We start from the raw sequence: 22964 nt of genomic DNA on the forward strand, positions 1-22964 counted from the left end.
ATTCCTAGTCTAAAGCCAAATTTTTTAAAATTATATTTTGCATTTCATTGATCGAGATGACCGTTTCTTTAGTGTTTTTTTCGTCAAAGAGTTTCTTGATTGCAGGTACTAGATCTTCATTTAGAAGACTATCTAATTGATTTAAAGCTGGTGAAGCAGGGCTTACTTCTTTTTTAGTTAAAGCAGAGAAGACTGTTTCAGGGAACTTATATGGACTAGCAGTTGAAACGATTATAGTTGGTGTTTTATCACCAGTTTGTTCATGATATTTTTTTGTGACAAAAGAGCCCACAGCGGTATGCGGATCAATTACATAAACATCATCTTCATAGACACGACGAATTTCATCTTTTACTTCGCTTTGGGTTGCAAATCCTGCAGCGAAAAGGTTGTTCATCTTTTCAAAAACTTGATCATTAACTTGGTAGAAACCTTGATCATTTAATTGATCCATCCATTGCTTGATTTCTTGAGCGTTATTGTCATCCAAATCAAACAGAAGTCGCTCCAAGTTGCTTGAAACCAAAATATCCATTGCTGGTGCGTTAGTTAAATGGAATTGGCGCTGACGATCATATTTACCTGTTTTGAAAAAATCAGTTAAAACATTGTTCTCGTTTGAAGCACAGATTAATTTGTTAATTGGCAAACCGAGCTTTTTGGCGTAATAGGCTGCCAAAATATCACCAAAATTACCAGTAGGAACGGTAAAGTTTACTTTATTGCCTAATCTGATCTTTTTGTTTTTAACTAAAGTACCATAAGAATACAAATAATAGACAATTTGCGGAATAAGACGACCAATATTCATTGAATTAGCAGAAGAAAATTGGTAGTTTTCATCAAGTAACTTTTGATTAAAGGATTGATCATTAAAAATACGTTTAACTTCAGTTTGAGCATCATCAAAATTTCCTTTAATTGCAAAAGCTCGCAAGTTAGTTCCAGGCTGATTAAGCATTTGCTTGAGTTGAACCGGACTGACACCACCTTCAGGGTAGAATACTAAAACTTCAGTACCATTTTTGTTAGAAAAACCTGCCATTGATGCGGAACCAGTGTCACCAGAAGTAGCAGTTAAAATAATAATTTTATGGTTAATTTGCTCAATTTGGACTGCTTTAGTCATTAATAAAGGTAAAGCCTGTAAAGCGATATCTTTAAATGCGAGAGTAGGTCCATGAAATAATTCTAAATAGAAATTTCCATCGCGTTCCTTAAGAGGGGCGATATCTTGTGTATCCCATTGCTTGCCATAGGCAGAATTGACAATTTGATTAATTTCCTCTTCAGAAAAATCATCAAAGAATAAATTAAAAACTAATTTAGCAATTTCTTGGTAATTCAATTGTGCCAAATCAGCTAATTCCCAAGTGGCTTTTGGAAATTTCAACGGTACATATAAACCAGAATCAGGAGCAAGACCTTGAATAATTGCATTGGTTGAATTTAATGTATTGTTAATATTCCCTCGAGTACTGCGATATTTCATTCTACAAAACACCTCTCTAATTATTATTGTTATGCGTATTAGTTAACATTGTATAATGTTTGAAATCTAGATACTAGTGTAAAATTATTTCTTAAGCTTTTATTAGAACATTGTAAAATGTATTTTATTTATCTACAATAAATAAAACAAATATTTTGAGGTGACACGATGAAGACGATTAAAGTAGCGCTACTTGGTTTAGGAACGGTAGGTAGCGGCGTTGTTAAAATTTTAAAAGAAAACTCTAGTAAAATCGTTCAAAACGCTGGTAGTAAATTCATAATTACAAAGGCCTTGATAAGAAATCCCCAAAAATATGAAAATAAGTTTGATAACCTACAATTAACAACGGAATTTAATGACATTGTTAATGATGACGACCTTGATATTGTCGTTGAAGTAATGGGTGAAATTCATCCTGCAGAGGAATATATTGAAGCCCTTCTCAAAAAAGGCAAGAGTGTTGTAAGTGCCAATAAGGATTTGATTGCTACTAAAGGTGAAAAATTAATTAAGCTAGCACAAGAAAATAACGCTAATTTCTTATACGAAGCAAGCGTTGCTGGCGGAATACCAATTTTAAGAAATTTAAGTGTGAATTATAGTGGAGACCAAATTGAAGAAATTTCTGGGATAGTTAATGGTACTACTAACTATATTTTGACTCAGATGAAAGAAGAAGAGCTTGATTTTGAAGACGCATTGAAAAAGGCACAAGAATTAGGTTTTGCGGAAGCTGATCCTACTAATGATGTGACAGGAAAAGACGCTGCTTTTAAAATGGTGATTTTGACGGATTTTGCCTTTGGGACGAAAGTAACACTTGATCAGGTTTCCTATAAAGGAATTGAAAAGGTTGATAGTGAAGAAGTTGACTTTGCTGCTCAAACGGGTTACACCATCAAATTAATCGGTACAAGTAGAAGAGTAGGGAATAAATTATTAGTAGAAGTTTCTCCAAAACTTGTAAAGAAATCCTCTCAACTTGCATCTGTATCTAACGAATTCAATGCTATTGAAGTAAAGAGTAAATATATTGGACAAAGCTTTTTCTATGGTCCAGGTGCCGGAAGTTTGCCAACTGCAAATAGTGTAGTGAGCGATTTGATTCAAGAAGCTAAGCATTTAGATAAAGCAGAAGCGTTTAATTCATTTGATAATCGACTCGAAGTAGTTAAGAATATTGATGAAAATCGTGTATATTTTGTTTCTATACAAGACGGTACTGACAAATACCTGTACATAATGAACCATTATTTAGGTGAATCATTGAGGAACACATTGAATAGACTTATGTTCTTTACTCCAAAAATTAATTTGCAAGAACTAGCTAAGTTAGAAAAGTTGTTGCATGAAAATAAGGTTGATTATTCTATTTATCAAGTTATGGAATAGGTGAAGATAATGATTATTAAAGCTCCAGCTTCTACAGCTAATTTGGGTCCAGGATTTGATTCAGTTGGAATGGCCGTTTCTTTATATTTAAAAGTTGAGATTATCGGAAAAAGTGAAAAGTGGATCGTTGATCATCCTTTTAAAGGAATTCCATCTGATGAACGAAATATGATTGTTCAAGTTGCTTTAAAAACTTGTTCTGATTTAAAGCCTCAACGTTTAAAGGTAACTAGCAATATTCCTTTATCTCATGGTTTAGGCAGCTCTTCAAGTGCAATTGCAGCTGGAATTGAATTAGCAAATCAACTGGCAAATCTAAATATGTCTAATGAAGAAAAAGTTGAATTGGCTAGTCAAATCGAAGGACATCCAGACAATGTTGCACCTACTATCTTGGGTGGTTTAGTTGTTGGCAGCATGATCAATGGTCATTTTGATACTGTGAAATTACCACTTCCACCATTTGATTTCGTAGCCTATATTCCTGACTATAATTTAGCTACTAAGAATGCAAGAGCAGTTTTACCAAAAGAGATGGCATTTAGCAAGGCAACTTATGCAAGTTCAATTGCTAATACTTTTGTTGCTAGTTTAGCAATGAAAAAATACGATCAGGTTGGCGAATTGATGGAAGCAGATCATTTTCATGAACCGTTTAGAAGTGAATTAGTACCAGAATTGCGTCAGATTCGCGAAATTGGTAAAAAATCTGGAGCATTAGCAACCTATTTGAGCGGCGCAGGTTCAACGGTAATGACAGTAACCGATCCGGAATTTACACAAGATTTTATCGATGATTTAAGAAAAAATGGCTTAAAAGCACGTGTTGAAAAATTAAATCCTGATCAAGACGGTATTCAAGTAATCAAATAAGAAACGGAGGAATACAACAATGACAAATAATAAAGGTTATGACACCGCTATCTTTGCTGGCGGTTGTTTTTGGTGCATGGTTCAACCATTCGATACACTTCCAGGTATTAAAAAGGTAGTTAGTGGTTATACCGGCGGACATGTTGTAAACCCTACCTATGAAGAAGTTTGCAGTGGTACAACTGGCCATACAGAAGCCGTCGAGATAACATTTGATCCAGAAGTGTTCCCATACAAGAAACTAGTAGAGCTTTACTGGCAAGTTGCGGATCCAACTGATGCTACTGGACAATTTCAAGATCGCGGCGATCAATATCGTCCAGTAATTTATTACAATTCTGAAGAACAAAAAGAAACGGCTGAAAAGTCTAGAGAAGATCTAGCTAACAGTGGAATTTTTGATAAGCCAATTGTGACTCAAATTGAACCAGCTGCTCCATTTTATCCAGCAGAAGATTATCATCAAGATTTCTACAAGAAGAATCCTGAACGTTACGCACTAGAAAAGTCTGGTGGTAGAGCAGATTATCAAGCTCGTTTTAAAAAGTAAAATTATTGTATTTGGTTCTATCGAAATTTTTGTTAAACTAATTAGCAGATATGGATAACAAAAGAGTAAGGATTTAAAATCATGGACCAATTAGACAAGTTCAATCGAAGATATAATTTCTTTTCAAAAATTTCAGCTGCATTTTTCTATTCGATTTGTGTGGCTGTAGCCTTGAATTTCTTCTGGACGCCGGGGCATATGTATTCATCAGGAATCACCGGTTTTGCTCAGTTAATTAACTCAATCAGTGAACGTTTTCTGCCGTTTACATTGTCAACTTCAGTGATGTATTTTGTTTTGAATGTCCCATTATTCATTTTGGGATGGACAAAGATTGGTCATAAGTTTACTTTCTTTACCGTTATTGCAGTTGTTTTAGGCTCAATCATGATGAAAGTGATTCAACCACTTGATGTTCACTGGGATCCACTTTTATGTGCGATTTTTGGTGGGACCATTAATGGTATCGGTACTGGTTTTGCACTGAAAAACGGAATTTCGACTGGTGGTTTAGATATTGTCGGGATCGTATTTAGAATGAAAACCGGTACAAGTTATGGTAAGTTCAACATTTTTGTTAACTTAATTATTATTGCAGCAGCTGGATTTATCTTTGGCTGGACTAGAGCACTTTATTCAGCTTTAACCATTTTTATTAATGGGCGAGTAATTGATGCTGTCTACACTCAGCACCGCAAGATGCAAGTGATGATTGTAACCGACCACCCACAGCACATTATTGATGGTATTCAAAATAAAATGCACCGCGGGATCACGATTTTACATGATGCCGAAGGCGCATATGGTCATACCGAAAAAACTGTTCTAATTACGATCATTGACCGTTATGATATGTACGATATTAGACAAATTGTCGCAAACGCAGATCCATATGCTTTCATGAGTGTAAGTGAAGTTGAAAAGGTATACGGACGCTTTAAAGAACAAGAAATTGTGTAACAAAAAAGAAAGTGGATTTTATTTCCACTTTCTTTTTTTACGCTAAAACAAGCTAGTCATGTAATTATTAACTGCAGCTTGTTGCATTTCACCCCAAGTTTTGAAATGCGTTTCTTTTTGGATGAAACTGTCTAAAGTTGCAGGGTTCATCTTTTCAAGCTCAGTAAAGTTCTTTAACTTTAAGTTCTGAATGAAAAAGTCAATATTGGCAAAGTTGGTATACTTTTGCATAAATGCAGGGGAGAAAATCTCTTGATAAGAAATTTGTGGATTAGGATTTTCTTCAGCCATTTTTTCAAGTCTGCTTTTTAATTCGTCTTTATTTAAATTGTCTTGCATCATTTTTCTCATTTCTTTTTTTAGAAATTATAGCATTAACTCTTTTATTGATAAAAGGTTATTCATAATTTTAAATTATAAACAATCGGCCAATTATAAACAATAGATTAAAATTTAATTTGTATGTAGAATAGGGATGAATAATACGAGTGGAGGATAAATATGAGAGAAATGTTTATTAATTGGCAAGTAAGGTTTAGGGGTTGGACCTTTATTCAAATTCTACAAAGATCAATGACAGCGTTATTCCCGATTGCTCTAATTGGATCATTTTGCTGGGCTTTTAGCCAAAGTTTTTTGACTTCAGATAGTTTTTTCGGGAGTTTAACTAATATTAAAGCATGGTTACCCAATTACCAGTTTATAGCTGCAATAATTGCTGATATTAGTCAAGCAACTAGTGGACTGCTTGCTATTTATGCTGCTTATATTAGTGCTGAGTTAACTATTGAACATTATAAAAAACGTTCAATTATTGTCGGTATTTCAAGTATGGCTTCATATATCTTGATTTTCCTGCATACAGTTAGAGATAGCAGAAGAATTGAAATGTCTTATTACTCAGCGTTCTGGTTTATCTTCGGGATCGTAGTTGGTTATGTAGTCGGAGTGATTTTTGGAAAATTTGGTAAAGATCAATCAACTAATAAAGCCAATCGAAACACGATTTTAGAAGATGTCTTTGCTAATATGACACCATTATTAATTTCGCTGGGAATTGCACTGGGCTTGCACATCCTGTTTGCAATTTATCGCAGTTATCAAGCAGATGTAATTATTACTAGAAGCGTCACTGCAGTTGCAAATCGCCACAGTTCATATGGTTTATCAATCTTTATTTCATTCCTAACAACTTTAGGGCTTTGGTTTGGCTACGGTGGGACGCTCAACTTTAATAACACAATCTTCGATAATGAATCTGTAGCTAACTTAAGCTACGCACTTAGTCATAAATCCAGTTGGAATATTCCGTATCCATATACTTTAAATGCTTTATTTGGTGGATTTGCACAACTAGGAGGAACTGGTGCTATTCTTTCTTTGACAATTGCTGTTGCGTTATTTAGTAAAAATAAACAGCATAGAAAGGTAGCAGTATATAGTTCATTTCCAGTGTTTTTCAATATTAGTATGCCAGTAGCTGTCGGTCTTCCTACTATTTTGAACCCTATTTATTTAATTCCATTTGTAATATCACCAATTCTTAATATGCTCTTAGGAAGTGTAGCAATTTGGTTCAAATTGTTTCCACCATTAGTTTACCCAATTCCAAATGGAACACCAGGAGTTTTAGGTCCTTTAATGGGAACAGGAGGCAACATTTCTGCTTTAATCTTTACAATTTTTTTGGTTATTGTTGATGCAGTAATTTATTTACCTTTCGTTAAGTTAGGAAATGAAGTTGAAAGAAGATACCAGGAGATTAAGAATGAAGAAATTTAGCAAGTTTTTTGTCCCAATATTTATCCTTGTCTTAACGATTGCGTTTGCAATTCCAGCTGCCAATTACTCAAGAAGTAGCGCCTCAAAAATGCAAAGGCAAAGAGATTCAAGAATGTCACCAATCATTATGATTCCGGGTAGTTCTGCAAGTGTAAATCGATTTGATACTTTGGTTAGAGAAATTAATCGCATGGATCAAAAGAATCATAGTCTGTTAAAAGTTTATGTAAAAACAGATGGTTCAATGGTCTTTACTGGACAAATTAGGGCACGTGATAATGAACCCTTTATAGTTGTTGGTTTCCAGAATAATCATGATGGTTACAGTAACATTAAAAAGCAAGCGCGCTGGTTTAATTTAGCCTTTAATGAATTACGTCAAAGATATAATTTTAATAATTTCAAGGCTATAGGGCACTCTAACGGAGGTTTGATTTATACTGCATTTTTAGAGAATTACTTCAATACGACTCAAAATAGATTGATTAGATTAAAGGTGCTCATGACAATCGGTTCACCATATAACTTTGCCGAAACTTCAAATCGACCTACGCAAATGTTGAAGGATTTTATTAAAAATAGAAAAAATCTACCTAGCTATTTAACTGTTTACTCAGTTGCAGGAACTAAAAATTATGTTGCTGATGGAATTGTGCCAGTAAGTAGTGTAGAAGCAGGTAAGTACATTTATCAAGGCGCTGTCAAGCATTATACACAAATTACGGTAACTGGTAGGTTAGCTCAGCACTCAGCACTACCACAGAACCGCCAAGTACTTTCTTTAATTCAGCAATATGTCCTGCACGCTAGATAAAAAACAGTTGACTTTTTAAAATCACCATAGTATATTGTTAACAAATAATTAAAAGATTTTGAAAAGCAGAGTAACTATTTTTATTTAGCACAGAGAGTTATCGCTTGGTGAAAGATAACCTAAAGAAATTTAGTGAAGATGGGCTTGGATATCAGTGCTAGTGATATTTAGCTAGCAACGGCGTTGTAAACCGTTATTCTTTACAAACTATTTTTAGTAGTTAATGAGGTCTAGTATGTAAATATTAGATGAATTAAAGGTGGTAACACGAAGCATTCGTCCTTTTCGGGATGGATGCTTTTTTTATAAAAAAATTAGAAAGAAGTGTTGAAAATGGGATTATTGGAAAAAGTGAAAAATGGAATTGTATTAGATGGAGCAATGTCAGATGAATTAGAAAAACAAGGCGTTAAGACCAATAATCCTTTGTGGACTGGGATCGCACTAGTAAATCAATTAGATGCTGTGTACCAAGCACATACAGATTATTTCAATGCGGGAGCAGAATTAGTTATTACCAACACTTATCAAGCAAATGTTCAAGCTTTTGAAAAACTTGGATATTCAAGAAAAGAAGCAGAAGAATTTATCAAAAATGCGGTTAAAATTGCTAAAAAGGCTCGTGATGATTATGAAACAAAAACAGGTAAGCATAATTATGTTGCCGCAACAATTGGATCATACGGAGCATATTTAGCAGATGGGAGCGAGTATTCAGGTGATTTTGAATTAACTAAAAAAGCGTATTTGGATTTTCATTTACCTAGATTGCAATTGGTTTTAGAAGAAGAACCTGATTTAATTGCACTAGAAACTCAACCTAAGATTAGTGAGCCGGTAGCTGTTTTAGACTGGCTTCAAGAAAATCATCCTGATATTCCGGTTTACGTCAGTTTTACTTTGAAGGATGCTACACATCTTAGCGACGGGACCACTATTAAAGAAGCGGTTCAGGAATTAAAAAAATACGATCAAGTTATCAGCGTTGGAATTAACTGTATTAAGCCAGATTTAGTGAACGATAGCTTAAGTGAGTTCCATCGATTTACTAATTTGCCGTTAGTTGTTTATCCAAATCTTGGCGCCACTTATGATCCTAAAATTAAGCAATGGGTAGAATTTAAAGAAAAATTTGATTTCGAAGAATTAACAAATGAATGGTTTAATCATGGTGCTCGTTTGATTGGAGGATGTTGTACAACTGGTCCTAAAGAAATTAGTGAAATTCATGAAGCTATTGAAAAATTAAGATAGGAGGGTGAAAGAATGGCGCACAAAACTCATTTAAAAAGAGAAATGGGCACTAGGCATATTCGTATGATTTCACTTGGTGGGGTAATTGGAACAGGTCTTTTCTTAAGCTCTGGCTATACAATTCATGAAGCTGGGCCACTAGGTACGGTGATTGCATATTTGGTTGGTGCATTAATTGTTTTTGCAGTAATGCTTTGTCTCGGTGAATTATCAGTTGCAATGCCTTATACAGGTGCTTTTCACTTTTATGCTAAAAAATATATCGGTCCTTCAACTGGCTTTGTTGTTGCAATCTTATATTGGTTAACGTGGACGATTGCACTTGGATCAGAATTTACAGCTGCTGGATTGATTATGCAGAAATGGTTCCCACATGTTCCAGTTTGGATCTGGAGTCTTGCTTGTATGATTTTAATCTTTTTGAGCAATTTTTTCTCAGTGAAAATTTTTGCTGAAAGTGAATTTTTGTTTTCGGCAATTAAAGTTTTTGCAATTATTGCCTTTATTATTTTAGGATTACTTGCGATAGTTGGGATCCTTCCTGTCGAAGGTTTTAGTCATGCACCAGGATTTGCTAACTTTTACCAAAATGGTTGGTTCCCCAATGGCTTTGGTGGAGTGTTCACCACAATGCTAACAGTAAATTTTGCTTTTTCTGGAACAGAATTGATTGGAATTACTGCAGGAGAGGCGGAAAATCCGCAAGAAGCCATTCCAAGCGCAATTAAAACTACTTTATGGCGGTTAGTTATTTTCTTCATCGGTAGCATTGTTGTAATGGCTGCCTTGATTCCTTACAAAGTAGCTGGAGTTACTCAAAGTCCATTTGTTTATGTCTTGAATTTAATTCATGTACCATTTGCAGCAGATATTATGAACTTCGTTGTATTAACAGCAATTATTTCCGCGGCTAACTCTGGTCTGTACGCATCAACTAGAATGCTCTGGTCGCTAAGTAATGAGGGAACGATTCCTAAGGCATTTCAAAAGACGGGGAAAAATGGCGTGCCAACTTTAGCATTAATCGTCAGCATGCTCGGAGGAATTTTTGCATTAATTTCAAGCAAAGTTGCAGCAAGCACTGTATATTTAGTACTAGTTTCAATCTCAGGTTTAGCAGTTGTAATTGTATGGATGGCAATTGCTTTAGCGGAACTCAATTTTAGAAAACAATTTTTAAAAGAAGGTCATCAATTGAGTGAGTTAAAATATCGCACACCGTGGTATCCAGTGGTTCCTTATTTTGCTTTCATTGCTAGTTTATTGTCCTGTATCTTAATTTGGTTTGATCCAACTCAAAGAGTTGCACTGTACTACACAATCCCATTTGTAGCAATCTGCTACTTAATTCATTATTTATGGAGAAATTTTGGCAAAAAAGTTGAAGAAGTCGAAGAATAAGAAAAAGCCTGCAAATGCAGGCTTTTTTACATAATCTCTAATATGTGTTAGTCCTCTATCCCAAGGTGGTGCATAATCAATGCAGCAGTTTCTTCAATTGATCTGTGAGCTACATTAATTACATAACAACCCAGTTCCTTGTATAATTTTTGAGCTGATGCAAGTTCTTGATTAATTGAATCCATATTAGAGTAGGTGGTATCTGGATTTAATCCATAAGAAATCATTCTTTGACGACGAATTTCGTTCAAAACTGAAGGATCGTTAGTTAAACCGATGATCTTCTTTGGATCAACTTGGTAAATTTCCTTTGGAATATGAGTTTCTGGAACCAATGGTAAGTTAGCGACCTTCAAGTTCTTGTTAGCTAAGAAGAGTGAAAGTGGAGTCTTAGAAGTTCTAGATACGCCAAGTAAGACAACGTCAGCTTCTAAGAAACCTTTAGGATCTTTACCGTCATCATACATAACAGCAAATTCCATTGCTGAAATACGGTCAAAGTAGTTTTCATTAAGTTTGTGTTGTGCACCACTTTGTTCAACTGGACGCATCCCTGTAGTTTGAGCTAGTGCTTCTACAGAAGGTGAGAGGATGTCAACACTTTGAATGTTGTGTTCGCGAGCAAAGCGAATAACTGGTAATTGCATCTCATCTTTAACCAAACTGTAGATTAAAACTAAGTTTGGGAAATTTTCAACTTCCTTGAAGACTTCATCTAACTTTTCTTTGTTAGTGATGAATGGGTAACGGCGATAATTAATTTTTGCCTCAGGGAATTGTGCCGCAGCGGCAGTAGCGTTGTTAAAAGCAGTATCGCCAGCTGCATCAGAGATAATAATAATGTTTACTTCAATTTTTTCTTTGTTTTCAGGCATTAATTCGCACCTCTTTCTATAGTTAAAATTATACCGAAAAATACGGTAAATTGAAATCGCTTAACTAACTTTAAATTGTGTTTTTATAAACATGCAAAAATAATTTTCAAAAATTTCAAACTTTCTATTGACCGACCGATTTCGTTTGCTATAATTTAATTAAACGTATGGCGTAACGCCAAGAAATGGAAGGAGGGATCACACATGGCTAAGACTATCGTTCACGAAAACGAGTCTATTGATGATGCTCTTCGTCGTTTCAAGCGTTCCGTTTCTAGAAGTGGTACCTTACAAGAATACCGTAAGCGCGAATTCTACGAAAAACCTAGTGTTCGCAGAAAGCTTAAGTCAGAAGCTGCACGCAAGCGTAGACATTATTAATAAATAAAAAACTCTCACACAAAAGTGAGGGTTTTTTGTTTGAATATTTTATCATCTTATTAAGTCTGTTATAATTCTATTGTAGGTTTTTTATCTACAGAAAGAAGGAACTACGTTGAGTTTATCTGATGAGATCATGGCTGATATGAAACAAGCCATGAAGGATAGAGATAAAATTAAGTTAAATACTGTTAGAATGATTAAATCAGCTTTAATGAATGAAAAGATCAAATTAGGTCATGATTTAAATGCTGATGAAGAATTAACAGTTTTAAATCGTGAGAAAAAGCAAAGAGAAGAATCAATTGAAGAATTTGCCAAAGGCAAAAGAGATGACTTAGTTGATGCTACCAAAAAGGAATTAACTGTTGTAGAAAGTTATATGCCTAAACCATTATCTAAGGATGAATTAAATAAGATTGTTGCTGAAACTATTCAAGAAGTTGATGCAAAAGGTAAATCTGATTTTGGTAAGGTAATGAAGGCTCTTATGCCCAAAATTAAGGGCCGCGCCGATGGCAAAGAAGCTTCAGCTTTGGTTCGAAACCAATTGAATTAATCAAAATTGAAGAAGGAGCGACTCACTTGGTTCAAACAAGTTTTATTCCTGACAACCCTGAAAACATTCAGAAACTCGTTGGTGTAAATGACGGAAACTTAAAACTATTATCAGAAGGCTATGATGTTTCAGTATCTGACACAGGTAACGAAATTGTCGTTGCAGGCGAAAATGATCAAAACATCAAAAAAGTCATGGCTGTTTTAAAAGCACTAGACAATGTTGTGAATACTGGTGTTAACATCAGTGCGCCCGATGTTGTAAGTGCGATGAAAATGGCAGATAAAGGCACAACTGAATACTTTTCTGATCTGTATAAACAAGTTTTGATTCGGGACACTAAAGGTAGACCGATCAGAGTTAAAAATATGGGACAAAAGCGTTATGTTGAAGCTATTCAAAAAAATGATGTGGTTTTTGGAATCGGTCCAGCGGGTACTGGTAAAACATTCTTAGCTGTAGTGTGTGCTATTGCTGCTTTTAAGAAAGGTGAAGTTTCTAGAATTGTTTTAACTAGACCTGCTGTTGAAGCTGGCGAATCTCTTGGATTTTTACCAGGGGATTTAAAGGAAAAAGTTGATCCATATTTGAGACCAATTTACGACTCGTTATACGCTATTTTAGGCAATAATACTACTGACCGCCTAATGGAACGCGGAACTATTGAAGTAGCTCCTTTAGCTTATATGCGTGGACGAACACTTGATGACGCCTTTGTCATCTTAGATGAAGCTCAAAATACTACCGACGCGCAAATGAAAATGTTCTTAACGCGTTTGGGCTTTAATTCCAAGATGATTGTTAATGGTGACATGACGCAAGTCGATTTACCAGGGCGCCAGCACAGTGGTTTAGTTGATGCTCAGCATATATTAAAGGGTATTGATCAGATTAAATTCATCAACTTTTCATCTAATGATGTTGTTAGACATCCTGTTGTCGCAAAGATTATTAATGCATACGAAAAAGAGGAAACAAGATAAAAATGGATCCAATTGAAATTACATATAATGATGAAGTGGGTTTTTTAGACGATACAAAAAGAGATTGGCAAGATTGGATCATGAAGTTGTTGCTACTTGCTAAAAAAGAAATCGGAAAAGATACCAATCTTGCTATGAGCATTAATTTTGTTGACGAAGATCGTAGTCATGAAATTAATTTAAAGTATCGCGATAAAGACCGTCCAACGGATGTGATTTCTTTTGCAATTGAAGATGGGGAAGATGGACTGGATATGTCTGTATTTGCTACCGATCCTGATTTTCAAGAAGATATTGGTGATCTTTTTATGTGTCCTGGCGTTATCAAACGACACAGTGTTGAATATGGTACTGGCTTTGATCGTGAATTCGGCTATACTATTGTTCACGGCTTTTTGCATTTAAATGGCTACGACCACATTAAGCCTGAAGAAGCAAAAGAGATGTTTGGTATTCAAGGTAAAGTCTTAGAGGACTACGGCTTACCTTTATACCCAGATCAATTAGATGTTGGAAGAGGTAAATAATGGACCAAAAGAAAGCTTTTAAATCTGGATTCGTTGCAATTGTTGGTCGACCAAATGTTGGAAAATCAACTTTAATGAATCGTCTTGTCGGAGAAAAAATTGCAATTACTTCTAATAAGCCTCAAACTACGAGAAACCGTATTTCTGGTATTTATACAGGCGATGATATGCAGGCAATTTTTGTCGATACTCCCGGTATCTTTAAGCCTCATTCAGATTTAGATAACTACATGGATAAGGCAAGTTTTGGAAGTTTAAAAGATGTTGATTTAGTCATGTTTATGGTTGAAGCAGCACCTGCTGGCAAAGGCGATGAATATATTGCCGATTTAGTTAAAAAGGCTAAAGTTCCAGCTCTTTTAGTAATTAATAAAGTTGACGAAGTTCATCCAGATAAACTTTTACCAATTATTGATTCTTACCGTAAATTAGGTGATTTTAAGGAATTTTTACCAGTTTCAGCTACCGAAGGGATTGGTATTCCAGATTTGTTAGATTCGCTATACAAGTATCTACCAGAAGGCCCACAATATTATAGTTCAGATGAAATTACCGATCGTCCTGAATACTTTATTGTGGCCGAATTGATTCGTGAACAGATCTTGCATTTAACCGGTCAAGAAGTTCCACATGCTACTGCTGTTGCAGTAGAGAGAATGAATCAACGCGTTAATGGTAAGCTTCAGATCGAAGCTACTATTTATGTTGAACGCGATGGTCAAAAGGGCATTATCATTGGTAAAGGTGGATCAATGCTTAAGAAGATTGGAATCAATTCGCGCAAAGCGATCGAAAGCCTTTTAGGTGAAAAGGTCAATTTACGTTTATGGGTAAAGGTTCAACATAACTGGCGCTCAGATCCAAGTTTCTTAAAGATGATTGGTTACGACAAAAAGGAATTATAATTAATGGTACGTGAACTTAAGGAAGTTCAAGGCATCATTATTAAACGTCAAAAATATAAAGAAGCAGACTTGCTTGCTAAAGTTTTCACTAAAAATGATGGCATAATTACAATGATTGTTCGTGGTGCATTAAGACCTAAATCAAGGCTCGGTGCAGCAACAATGATTTTTTCGTATGGGACTTATGTAATCAATACAAGTGGACATGGATTAAGCATGCTGCGTACCTATAAAGAAGTAAAGCAATTCGATAATCTGTATCAGGACATGACTAAGAATGCTTATGCTTCTTTTATTTTTGATTTAATAGATCATGCCTTTATAGAATATCAATCGCTTGGAAAGTATTTCGATTTAGGAGAATTTGCAGTTAGAAAGATCAATGAAGGAGTTGATCCTGAAATGATCACGCAAATTGTCCAGATGCAGCTACTTGAAGCATACGGTGTAAAACCAGAACTTGAAAAATGTGTCATTTGCGGGAAAACTAAAGGAATTTTTGACTATTCAATCAAACTAGGCGGAATTATTTGCAGCGATCATTTTTATCAAGAAAATAATCGCTTGCATTTAAAACCAAAAGAAACCGCAATTTTAAGAACAATTGGCTTATTACCAATTGAACGATTGGGTAATATTTCTATTAGTGAAGACTCTAAAAAAGCAACAAGAGACGCAATTGATCGTATTTACCGTCAAACAGTTGATCTTAATTTAAAAACTAAAAAGTTTTTAGACGAATTAAAACTCTTTTAGTTCCCTAGGGTAGTTTTACTTGCAATCATGTGGTAAAATCATCAATGTATTTGACAACGATGAGGATTATAAAAAGTATTAGTTTTAGCGAATGCCGTATGGTGAAAGGGCATCTAAGAAAAGGCACCTCTAGTCAATCTAATTAAGAGCAGGAAGAACACTTCCTGAATTAGGGTGGAACCGCGATAACAATTCGTCCCTATGCAAATTTTGCATAGGCTTTTTTTATAGCCTAGCGCAGGAAGGAAATGGAAAAATGGCAGACAAAAAAATTAATATCCAAAATATGATCTTTAAATTGGAACAATTCTGGTCCTCTAAAGGTTGTATGATTATGCCTTCATATGATGTTGAAAAGGGTGCAGGTACTATGAGTCCCTACACTTTTCTTCGTGCTGTTGGTCCAGAACCTTGGGCAGCATGCTACGTTGAACCATCAAGAAGACCAGCAGATGGGCGTTATGGCGAAAATCCTAACAGATTATTCCAACACCACCAATTCCAAGTAGTTATCAAACCAGCTCCTAAGGATATTCAACAATATTACTTAGACAGTTTGAAAGTTTTAGGTATTGATCCACTTGAACATGATATTCGTTTCGTAGAAGACAACTGGGCTAACCCATCAATGGGTTGTGCTGGTGTTGGTTGGGAAGTTTGGCTTGATGGTATGGAAGTTTCTCAATTTACTTACTTCCAAGTCGTAGGTGAACTTGACGTTAAGCCAACTATGAGTGAAATCACTTACGGTGTTGAAAGATTGGCTTCATACATTCAAGATGTTAACTCAGTATTTGACCTTGAATGGGGTAATGGCGTTCTTTACCGTGACATTTTCAAACAACCTGAATATGAACACTCTAAGTATGCATTTGAAGAGTCAAATCAAGAACAATTACTAAAGTCATTTGACACTTATGAAACTACTGCTAAACGCTTATTAGACCAAAACTTAGTTCACCCAGCTTACGACTACATCCTTAAGTGTTCACATACTTTCAACTTATTGGACGCACGTGGTGCAGTTTCAGTTACTGAACGTGCTGGTTACTTATCAAGAATTAGAAGTTTAGCACATGAAGTAGCAGTTAAATTCGTTGAAGAACGTGAAAAGCGTGGATTCCCATTACTCAAGAGTGCAGAAGACAAGAAAGCAGGGGTTGAAAATGCCTAAAGATTATTTATTTGAAATCGGTACTGAAGAAATGCCCGCTCACGTTGTTTTTCGCAGTGTTAAACAACTTGCTGATCGGACCCAAAAGTTTTTAAATGAAAATGGTTTGGACTTTAAGGATATTAAGACTTACTCAACTCCACGCCGTTTGACTATTCTTGTTGAAGACTTAGCTGAAAAACAAGAAGATATTGATGAAGTTAAAAAAGGTCCAGCAAAGAAAATTGCTCAAGATGCTGATGGTAATTGGACCAAGGCTGCTCAAGGATTTGCTCGCGGTCAAGGAATGACTGCTGATGATATCTACTTCGAAGAACTTAAGGGTACTGAATATGCTTATGTTCACGTTCAAAAAGAAGGTAAGAAAGCAAGCGACATCTTGCTTGGAATGTCTGATATTATCAAAGACATGACTTTCCCTACTAAAATGCGTTGGGATTCAAATGATTTTGAATTTGTTCGTCCAATTCACTGGCTTGTTTCATTATTTGGTAATGACGTTGTTCCAGTTAAGATTTTGGATATTACCGCTGGTCGTAAAACTCAAGGTCACCGTTTCTTAGGTGATTCAGTTGTTTTAGCAAGTGCTGACGATTATGTTGATGCATTGAAGGATCAATTTGTAATCGTTGATGCAAAAGAACGCCAAGACATGATCGTTAACCAAATGAATGAATTGGCAAAGAAGAATAATTGGATAATTAAAGAAGACAAGAATTTACTTGAAGAAGTTACTAACCTTGTTGAATACCCAACTGTTTTTGCTGGTTCATTTGATGAAAAATACTTGCAAATTCCAAATGAAGTCTTAATTACTTCAATGAAAGACAATCAACGTTACTTTGAAGTTTACGATGAAAATGGTAAGCTGATTAATCACTTTATCGCGGTTAGAAATGGTAACAAGGATTACCTTGATAATGTTATCTCTGGTAATGAAAAGGTTTTAGTTGCTCGACTTGATGATGCACAATTCTTCTACGATGAAGACCGTAAATACCCATTAAGTCACTTCGCTGACAAGATGCAAAGCGTTTCATTCCACGATAAGATTGGTTCAATGGCCGAAAAGATGGCTAGAGTTAGAATCATCGGTAATTACTTAGCTAAGCGCTGGAATCTTCCAGAAAACGTTGTAACTGACTTTGATCGTGCAGCTGAACTTTACAAGTTTGACTTAGTAACTCAAATGGTTGGTGAATTCGCTGAATTGCAAGGTGTAATGGGCATGCACTATGCTCGTCTTGCTGGTGAAAATGAAGAAGTTAGTGTTGCAATTAAGGAACACTACATGCCTGCAACTGCTGAAGGTCCACTTCCAGAAACTACTGTAGGTTCATTATTATCAATTGCTGATAAGCTTGATACTATCATTACTTTCTTTGGCGCTGGCATGATTCCAAGCTCTTCAAATGATCCATATGCACTTCGTCGTTACGCATACGGTATTGTAAGAATTTTGCTTAATGAAAAATGGTCATTACCATTCAATGAAGTTTTACCAGAAATTGTTGATGCTGTTAATGGTAAGACTCCAGCTAAGCTTCCTAAGGAAGGCGAAGAAGATGAACAAATTGCTTTGTTCATTCGTGACAGAATTAAACAATATCTTCAAAAGAACAACTTTAAGTACGATATTATTGATGCTGTTTTGGCTTCAAGTCAACAAGATCCAAGTCGTATTTTAGCTGCAGCTGACGTTTTACAATTACACCATGATGATGATGAATTTAAGCCAGTAGTTGAAAGCTTGACTAGAATTGATAATATTTTGAAAAAGGCTAAGTACACTGGTAAAGCTGATGTCGATGAAAACTTGTTCGATGACAATAGCGAAAATGAATTGTATGCTGGTGTTCAAAACTTACAAGAAGTTGAAGATTTAGCTGACTTGTATGCTGGATTCGTACAATTACAACCAGTTATTGATCAATACTTTGAAACTAATATGATTATGGCCAAGGATGAAGCTGTTAAGAATAATCGCTTAGCTCAATTGAAGCAAGTAAGTGTCTTGGCTGATCGTTTAGGTGATTTAAGCAAGTTAGTTATCAAATAATTTTATAAAGAATAGGTGATGCTAAATGGCTGGACGAATTCCAGAAGAATTTATTAATGAAGTTCGAAATAGCGTTAATATCGTTGACGTTATCAGCCAATACGTGTCACTTGAAAAGAAAGGCAAAGACTATATTGGTCTTTGCCCTTTTCATCAAGAAAAGACACCTTCGTTTACAGTAAATGAAGAAAAACAATTTTTTAAGTGTTTTGGCTGTGGTAAAGGTGGAAATGTCTTTAAATTTTTAATGTTTAAGGACAATTTAACTTTCCCTGAAAGTGTAGAACAAATTGCAGAATTTGCTCATATTCCAATGCCAAGTGGCTATGGAAGTGGGCCAGTTCAAGCACTTAGTCCGCTTCTTAAACTTCATCAAGAAGCCGCAGATTTTTATCACCGGGTTTTAATAACAACTAAAGCTGGTGAACGGGGGATGCAATATGCCAGGCAGAGAGATTTATCTGATGAAATTTTGGATCATTTCAAGATTGGTTATGCACCTAAACAAGATAATCTTTTGTTAACGTATTTACGCGGAAAGGATTATTCAGATGATGATTTAGCAAAAAGTGGGCTCTTTGTTCAAAGTCAAGATGGACGTTTATTTGATCGCTTCAGAGATCGCTTAATGTTTCCACTAGGAGATGAAAGTGGAAGGGTTATTGGTTTTTCTGGTAGACGGATATCTGAAGATAAAACTGAAGCTAAATATATGAACAGTCCAGAAACTGAGATTTTTACCAAATCAAAAGCGTTGTTTCACTTTGCAGAAGCTAAAAAAGCGGCTAGAACTGAAGGACACTTAGTCTTATACGAGGGCTACATGGATGTGATTTCAGCTTACAAGGCAGGTGTTCATTCAGGGATTGCTTCAATGGGGACTAGTTTAACAGATCAGCAAGTGTATATGCTTAAGCGTATCAGCCGTAATATTATTATTAACTATGACGGTGATGATCCTGGTGTACATGCAGAAGAGCGAGCAACTAATTTGTTTGAAAAGGCCGGCGGTTTTAATTTAGGAATTGTTGTTTTACCAGAAAAACTAGATCCAGATGAATATATCAAAAAATATGGCGCGGAAAAATATCTTGATGAAATTCGTGGTGCACTTTCGCCAACTGATTTTTTACTGCAAAGATTAGCGCAAAAGTATAACTTAAAAAATGATCGTGATCGAATTACCTATTTAAATGAAGCGGTTAAAGAAATTGCTCGTTTAATAAATCCAGTTGAGCAAGATTTATACCTAGATAAGCTTGCTAAGCAACAAGGTGTCTCGAAGGATTCATTAAAAGTAAACTTAATGCGTGAGCGCAGACGTCAAAATCGAGCCGCACGTAATAAAGGTCAAGATGGCTATAATAATCTGCCGTCTGATCCTGGTGCACCTATACCTGAAATTGCAGATAATCAAAATGATAATTTTGATTGGACACAAACCAGGCTGCTATATTTATTTATTAAATCGGAGAAAGCAAGAGATTATATTTTAGAACAAAAGTATCTTTTCCCTGATCCGAGCTATGCTCAATTAGCAGAATTGTGGTTAAATTATATAGAAACTCATGAAGATCATTCAACAAAAAGTTTTTTAGATTTTATTCCTGAACAACTTCAAGGTATAATAGTAAATGCTGAAATGATAGATATGCCCGATTCTTTTTCTGAACGAGAAATTGATGAGTTAATTGGATCCTTGCATAAGCGCAAAATCGATTTACAACTGAATGAGTTACAAAACAAAATACAGGATGCAGCGCGCAGAAACGATACTCAGGAAATTTTAGAAATTACTCAACAAATAATCCAGTTAAAAAGAACAAAGGGTTAAGAGGAGGCTTTTTAGTGGTAGATAAAACAGAAAAGCTGTCTTTAGATAAGATGGTTAAAAAAGTTGTTAGAGCAGTTAAAGCGGACAAGTCCATTACTGAAGATAGCTTTACTAACCTATTGATCAAGCCATACAACTTGCAAGGGAAAGCTGTTGATCAACTTGTTCAAGAGTTTGAGGATAATGGGATCAGTATTGTTGATAAGAATGGTGATCCTTCTAAACTTGCTTTAAAGAAGCAAAAAGATGTCGAAAAAGCTGAATTGAAAGACATGTCAGCACCTTCAAGTGTAAGAATGAACGATCCTGTACGTATGTACTTGAAGGAAATTGGTCGTGTTCCACTTCTTAATGCTGACCAAGAAATTGCCTTAGCAAAAAGAATCGAAGACGGCGATGAAGAAGCTAAGCAAGAATTAGCCGAAGCTAACCTTAGATTGGTTGTTTCTATTGCTAAGCGTTATGTTGGTCGTGGTATGTCCTTCTTGGACTTAATTCAAGAAGGTAACATGGGGCTTATGAAGGCCGTTGATAAGTTTGATTACCGTTTAGGTTTTAAGTTTTCAACTTATGCAACTTGGTGGATTAGACAAGCTATTACCCGTGCAATTGCAGACCAAGCTCGTACTATCAGAATTCCAGTTCACATGGTTGAAACTATCAATAAGTTAATTAGAATTCAACGTCAACTTCTCCAAGACTTAGGTCGTGAACCGACTCCTGAAGAAATTGGTGCCGAAATGGATATGCCAACTAACAAGGTTCGTGATATTTTAAAGATTGCTCAAGAACCTGTTTCTTTGGAAACACCAATTGGTGAAGAAGATGACTCACACTTAGGTGACTTCATTGAAGATAAGGATGCAACTAGTCCTGAACAACATGCTTCATACGAGATGCTTAAGGAACAATTGGAACAAACTCTGGATACTTTAACTGATCGTGAAGAAAATGTTCTACGTCTTCGTTTTGGTTTAGACGATGGCCGTACTCGTACTTTGGAAGAAGTAGGTAGAGTATTTGGTGTTACTCGTGAACGTATTCGTCAGATTGAAGCTAAAGCTTTGAGAAAGCTTCGTCATCCAAGTCGTTCTAACCAATTACGTGACTTCTTAGATTAATAGATAGCAAAAAAGCAGAAGTGTATCAATATGATATATACTTCTGCTTTTTTTGATTTTTAATCGTATTTTTTATTCATGTCATCTTGGATAATCTTCATTGGATTGAGCCAAGTTCCATTATCACGCCACCAATTTGCACATGGATCGCCGTATTTGTCAATATAATGTTTATCGGTCTTAGTTACACCTAAGTGAATGTGCGAACCAGTTAAACGACCAATTTTTTGCCCTAATTTAACATGTTGACCTTTCTTAACATAAATATCAGTAATGCTCAAAAAGCCTTCTTGGTACACTTGAACATAGCCGTCTTTACTAATTATCCAGACGTATAGGCCAAGGCCTTCACGAAACTTTACTTTATGAACAGTTCCTGCATGAATTGCTAGAACAGGTGAGTGGCCAACTTCAGAAAAGCCAAAGTCATAACCGTCATGGAAGTAACTCTTGGGCTTTGTTCGACGTAAAACATCAGTTATACCGAATTTTTGACCACTTTTAAATTTTATCTTTTTTTTATATAAACGCTCAAATGGATATCCCCAAGTAACAACGTGTTTCTTCTTTTCCTTTTTTTTGGAATGAGGTGATGTACTCTTTTTAATTATACTAGTTTGGAAAATATGTCCTGGATTCTTCAATTGTTCAAATAACGGTGTTGATGCGAAGAGAACAATTATAATAATCCCAATTGAAAGTAATAATCCATAACCTTTCTTCATTAAAAAAGCTCATCTCTCTTTCCATCCAAAATATGCTCTGTTAGATTTTCATCGAAAAATAATGGAAGATCATGATCGAAGTTATAAGCTAACTGATGTTGTTTAAGTTCACTTTCTGTCATCCAAGTTAATTCTCCTTCATCAGAAGAATGAAGCTGACCGGTGAACTTATTAGCAGTATAAAAAAGAACCAGATAGCGTTCATTATTATGATCATAAAACTGCTTAATACCGACTAATTTAGGATTTTTGATAGTTAGTCCAGTTTCTTCTTTAATTTCACGAACAACAGAATCATGAAAAGATTCGTGAGCTTCAACGTGACCTCCTGGAAAAGTTAATCCAGGCCAAACCGGATCAGTTCGGTTAAGTACTAGTATTTTATCTCCATTTTTAACCATACACATATTAGTTAAAGTTACCTGTTCTGTTCTTTTCATAATTACCAACTTTCTGATTTTTATTGTAACAAAGTTCAGACAAATAATTATCATAAATTTTCTTTCTTTTATAATTAAATCTCTCGATGTGAAAATGATATAAT

Annotated in this window: 23 protein-coding genes and 1 other annotated feature; of the genes, 18 read left to right on the forward strand and 5 right to left on the reverse strand. The window is 35.4% G+C overall.

Going from position 1 to position 22964, the window contains the following annotated elements; all coding sequences use genetic code 11:
• Positions 1 to 4: 4 nt before the first annotated feature.
• The gene (gene thrC, locus FC46_RS03720) at positions 5 to 1492 is read right to left on the reverse strand and encodes a threonine synthase (protein WP_057797995.1); all 1488 of its coding nucleotides are present in this window, start codon (positions 1490 to 1492) and stop codon (positions 5 to 7) included.
• Positions 1493 to 1660: 168 nt separating this feature from the next.
• Here thrC and FC46_RS03725 point away from each other — a divergent pair, with 168 nt between their 5' ends.
• The 4 genes from FC46_RS03725 (at position 1661) to FC46_RS03740 (ending at position 5270) form a co-directional block, all read left to right on the forward strand.
• Positions 1661 to 2887, forward strand: a complete 1227-nt coding sequence (locus tag FC46_RS03725; protein ID WP_057797997.1) for a homoserine dehydrogenase — start codon at positions 1661 to 1663, stop codon at positions 2885 to 2887.
• A gap of 9 nt (positions 2888 to 2896) precedes the next feature.
• Positions 2897 to 3760 carry a homoserine kinase gene (thrB, locus tag FC46_RS03730; protein ID WP_057797999.1) on the forward strand — a complete coding sequence of 288 codons (864 nt, stop codon included), beginning with the start codon at positions 2897 to 2899 and terminating at the stop codon, positions 3758 to 3760.
• 19 nt (positions 3761 to 3779) lie between these two features.
• Positions 3780 to 4310, forward strand: coding sequence for a peptide-methionine (S)-S-oxide reductase MsrA (msrA, locus tag FC46_RS03735; RefSeq protein WP_057798002.1), 531 nt, complete (start codon positions 3780 to 3782; stop codon positions 4308 to 4310).
• A gap of 81 nt (positions 4311 to 4391) precedes the next feature.
• Positions 4392 to 5270, forward strand: a complete 879-nt coding sequence (locus tag FC46_RS03740; protein WP_057798004.1) for a YitT family protein — start codon at positions 4392 to 4394, stop codon at positions 5268 to 5270.
• Between the two features lie 42 nt (positions 5271 to 5312).
• Here FC46_RS03740 and FC46_RS03745 read toward each other — a convergent pair whose 3' ends face one another.
• A complete protein-coding gene (locus tag FC46_RS03745) occupies positions 5313 to 5612 on the reverse strand; it encodes a hypothetical protein (protein WP_236702288.1) in 300 nt (99 codons plus the stop codon).
• Positions 5613 to 5771: 159 nt separating this feature from the next.
• Between FC46_RS03745 and FC46_RS03750 the strand changes: the two genes are divergently transcribed.
• From FC46_RS03750 to FC46_RS03765, 4 genes are all read left to right on the forward strand, one after another.
• Positions 5772 to 7052: a PTS transporter subunit EIIC gene (locus FC46_RS03750; protein ID WP_057798008.1), complete on the forward strand. Its 1281-nt coding sequence runs from the start codon at positions 5772 to 5774 to the stop codon at positions 7050 to 7052.
• Complete coding sequence (locus tag FC46_RS03755; protein WP_057798010.1) at positions 7039 to 7866, forward strand: alpha/beta hydrolase; 828 nt, start codon at positions 7039 to 7041, stop codon at positions 7864 to 7866. Before FC46_RS03750 ends, FC46_RS03755 begins: the two co-directional genes overlap by 14 nt.
• Before the next feature lie 48 nt (positions 7867 to 7914).
• Positions 7915 to 8153, forward strand: a binding site (T-box leader).
• A 46-nt stretch (positions 8154 to 8199) separates the two neighbouring features.
• Positions 8200 to 9120: a homocysteine S-methyltransferase gene (gene mmuM / locus FC46_RS03760; RefSeq protein ID WP_057798012.1), complete on the forward strand. Its 921-nt coding sequence runs from the start codon at positions 8200 to 8202 to the stop codon at positions 9118 to 9120.
• Positions 9121 to 9132: 12 nt separating this feature from the next.
• Positions 9133 to 10521: an amino acid permease gene (locus FC46_RS03765; RefSeq protein ID WP_057798013.1), complete on the forward strand. Its 1389-nt coding sequence runs from the start codon at positions 9133 to 9135 to the stop codon at positions 10519 to 10521.
• Between the two features lie 47 nt (positions 10522 to 10568).
• Here FC46_RS03765 and FC46_RS03770 read toward each other — a convergent pair whose 3' ends face one another.
• On the reverse strand, positions 10569 to 11396 hold the full coding sequence (locus tag FC46_RS03770; RefSeq protein ID WP_057798015.1) for a pyruvate, water dikinase regulatory protein: 828 nt from the start codon (positions 11394 to 11396) through the stop codon (positions 10569 to 10571).
• Between the two features lie 204 nt (positions 11397 to 11600).
• Between FC46_RS03770 and rpsU the strand changes: the two genes are divergently transcribed.
• From rpsU to rpoD, 10 genes are all read left to right on the forward strand, one after another.
• Positions 11601 to 11777, forward strand: a complete 177-nt coding sequence (rpsU, locus tag FC46_RS03775) for a 30S ribosomal protein S21 (protein WP_002880182.1) — start codon at positions 11601 to 11603, stop codon at positions 11775 to 11777.
• Between the two features lie 115 nt (positions 11778 to 11892).
• Complete coding sequence (locus FC46_RS03780; protein WP_057798017.1) at positions 11893 to 12336, forward strand: GatB/YqeY domain-containing protein; 444 nt, start codon at positions 11893 to 11895, stop codon at positions 12334 to 12336.
• Positions 12337 to 12362: 26 nt separating this feature from the next.
• Positions 12363 to 13319 carry a PhoH family protein gene (locus tag FC46_RS03785; RefSeq protein WP_057798020.1) on the forward strand — a complete coding sequence of 319 codons (957 nt, stop codon included), beginning with the start codon at positions 12363 to 12365 and terminating at the stop codon, positions 13317 to 13319.
• 2 nt (positions 13320 to 13321) lie between these two features.
• Positions 13322 to 13846: an rRNA maturation RNase YbeY gene (gene ybeY / locus FC46_RS03790; protein ID WP_057798023.1), complete on the forward strand. Its 525-nt coding sequence runs from the start codon at positions 13322 to 13324 to the stop codon at positions 13844 to 13846.
• On the forward strand, positions 13846 to 14751 hold the full coding sequence (gene era, locus FC46_RS03795) for a GTPase Era (RefSeq protein WP_057798025.1): 906 nt from the start codon (positions 13846 to 13848) through the stop codon (positions 14749 to 14751). Before ybeY ends, era begins: the two co-directional genes overlap by 1 nt.
• A gap of 3 nt (positions 14752 to 14754) precedes the next feature.
• Entirely contained in the window at positions 14755 to 15507 is a 753-nt protein-coding gene (recO, locus tag FC46_RS03800; RefSeq protein ID WP_057798026.1) for a DNA repair protein RecO, read from the forward strand.
• Between the two features lie 256 nt (positions 15508 to 15763).
• Positions 15764 to 16681 carry a glycine--tRNA ligase subunit alpha gene (gene glyQ, locus FC46_RS03805; protein ID WP_057798029.1) on the forward strand — a complete coding sequence of 306 codons (918 nt, stop codon included), beginning with the start codon at positions 15764 to 15766 and terminating at the stop codon, positions 16679 to 16681.
• On the forward strand, positions 16674 to 18740 hold the full coding sequence (gene glyS / locus FC46_RS03810) for a glycine--tRNA ligase subunit beta (RefSeq protein WP_057798031.1): 2067 nt from the start codon (positions 16674 to 16676) through the stop codon (positions 18738 to 18740). The genes glyQ and glyS overlap by 8 nt, the downstream gene beginning before the upstream one ends.
• A 25-nt stretch (positions 18741 to 18765) precedes the next feature.
• Positions 18766 to 20574 (forward strand): DNA primase, encoded by a 1809-nt coding sequence (dnaG, locus tag FC46_RS03815; RefSeq protein WP_057798033.1) that lies wholly within the window; start codon positions 18766 to 18768, stop codon positions 20572 to 20574.
• Positions 20575 to 20588: 14 nt separating this feature from the next.
• On the forward strand, positions 20589 to 21695 hold the full coding sequence (gene rpoD, locus FC46_RS03820; RefSeq protein ID WP_083478011.1) for an RNA polymerase sigma factor RpoD: 1107 nt from the start codon (positions 20589 to 20591) through the stop codon (positions 21693 to 21695).
• A gap of 59 nt (positions 21696 to 21754) precedes the next feature.
• Here the strand turns inward: rpoD and FC46_RS03825 are convergent, their stop codons facing one another.
• Positions 21755 to 22420 carry a M23 family metallopeptidase gene (locus tag FC46_RS03825; RefSeq protein ID WP_057798035.1) on the reverse strand — a complete coding sequence of 222 codons (666 nt, stop codon included), beginning with the start codon at positions 22418 to 22420 and terminating at the stop codon, positions 21755 to 21757.
• On the reverse strand, positions 22420 to 22860 hold the full coding sequence (locus tag FC46_RS03830) for an 8-oxo-dGTP diphosphatase (protein WP_057798037.1): 441 nt from the start codon (positions 22858 to 22860) through the stop codon (positions 22420 to 22422). The genes FC46_RS03825 and FC46_RS03830 overlap by 1 nt, the downstream gene beginning before the upstream one ends.
• Positions 22861 to 22964 lie beyond the last annotated feature (104 nt).

This window comes from Lactobacillus kalixensis DSM 16043 (assembly GCF_001434335.1).
In the GTDB taxonomy this organism is placed as follows: Bacteria; Bacillota; Bacilli; order Lactobacillales; family Lactobacillaceae; genus Lactobacillus; species Lactobacillus kalixensis.

Coding starts and splice junctions, on each gene's coding strand:
- thrC (WP_057797995.1), bottom strand. CDS start 1,492: ATGAAATATCGCAGTACTCGAGGGAATATTAACAATACATTAAATTCA.
- FC46_RS03725 (WP_057797997.1), top strand. CDS start 1,661: ATGAAGACGATTAAAGTAGCGCTACTTGGTTTAGGAACGGTAGGTAGC.
- thrB (WP_057797999.1), top strand. CDS start 2,897: ATGATTATTAAAGCTCCAGCTTCTACAGCTAATTTGGGTCCAGGATTT.
- msrA (WP_057798002.1), top strand. CDS start 3,780: ATGACAAATAATAAAGGTTATGACACCGCTATCTTTGCTGGCGGTTGT.
- FC46_RS03740 (WP_057798004.1), top strand. CDS start 4,392: ATGGACCAATTAGACAAGTTCAATCGAAGATATAATTTCTTTTCAAAA.
- FC46_RS03745 (WP_236702288.1), bottom strand. CDS start 5,612: ATGATGCAAGACAATTTAAATAAAGACGAATTAAAAAGCAGACTTGAA.
- FC46_RS03750 (WP_057798008.1), top strand. CDS start 5,772: ATGAGAGAAATGTTTATTAATTGGCAAGTAAGGTTTAGGGGTTGGACC.
- FC46_RS03755 (WP_057798010.1), top strand. CDS start 7,039: ATGAAGAAATTTAGCAAGTTTTTTGTCCCAATATTTATCCTTGTCTTA.
- mmuM (WP_057798012.1), top strand. CDS start 8,200: ATGGGATTATTGGAAAAAGTGAAAAATGGAATTGTATTAGATGGAGCA.
- FC46_RS03765 (WP_057798013.1), top strand. CDS start 9,133: ATGGCGCACAAAACTCATTTAAAAAGAGAAATGGGCACTAGGCATATT.
- FC46_RS03770 (WP_057798015.1), bottom strand. CDS start 11,396: ATGCCTGAAAACAAAGAAAAAATTGAAGTAAACATTATTATTATCTCT.
- rpsU (WP_002880182.1), top strand. CDS start 11,601: ATGGCTAAGACTATCGTTCACGAAAACGAGTCTATTGATGATGCTCTT.
- ybeY (WP_057798023.1), top strand. CDS start 13,322: ATGGATCCAATTGAAATTACATATAATGATGAAGTGGGTTTTTTAGAC.
- era (WP_057798025.1), top strand. CDS start 13,846: ATGGACCAAAAGAAAGCTTTTAAATCTGGATTCGTTGCAATTGTTGGT.
- recO (WP_057798026.1), top strand. CDS start 14,755: ATGGTACGTGAACTTAAGGAAGTTCAAGGCATCATTATTAAACGTCAA.
- glyQ (WP_057798029.1), top strand. CDS start 15,764: ATGGCAGACAAAAAAATTAATATCCAAAATATGATCTTTAAATTGGAA.
- glyS (WP_057798031.1), top strand. CDS start 16,674: ATGCCTAAAGATTATTTATTTGAAATCGGTACTGAAGAAATGCCCGCT.
- dnaG (WP_057798033.1), top strand. CDS start 18,766: ATGGCTGGACGAATTCCAGAAGAATTTATTAATGAAGTTCGAAATAGC.
- FC46_RS03825 (WP_057798035.1), bottom strand. CDS start 22,420: ATGAAGAAAGGTTATGGATTATTACTTTCAATTGGGATTATTATAATT.
- FC46_RS03830 (WP_057798037.1), bottom strand. CDS start 22,860: ATGAAAAGAACAGAACAGGTAACTTTAACTAATATGTGTATGGTTAAA.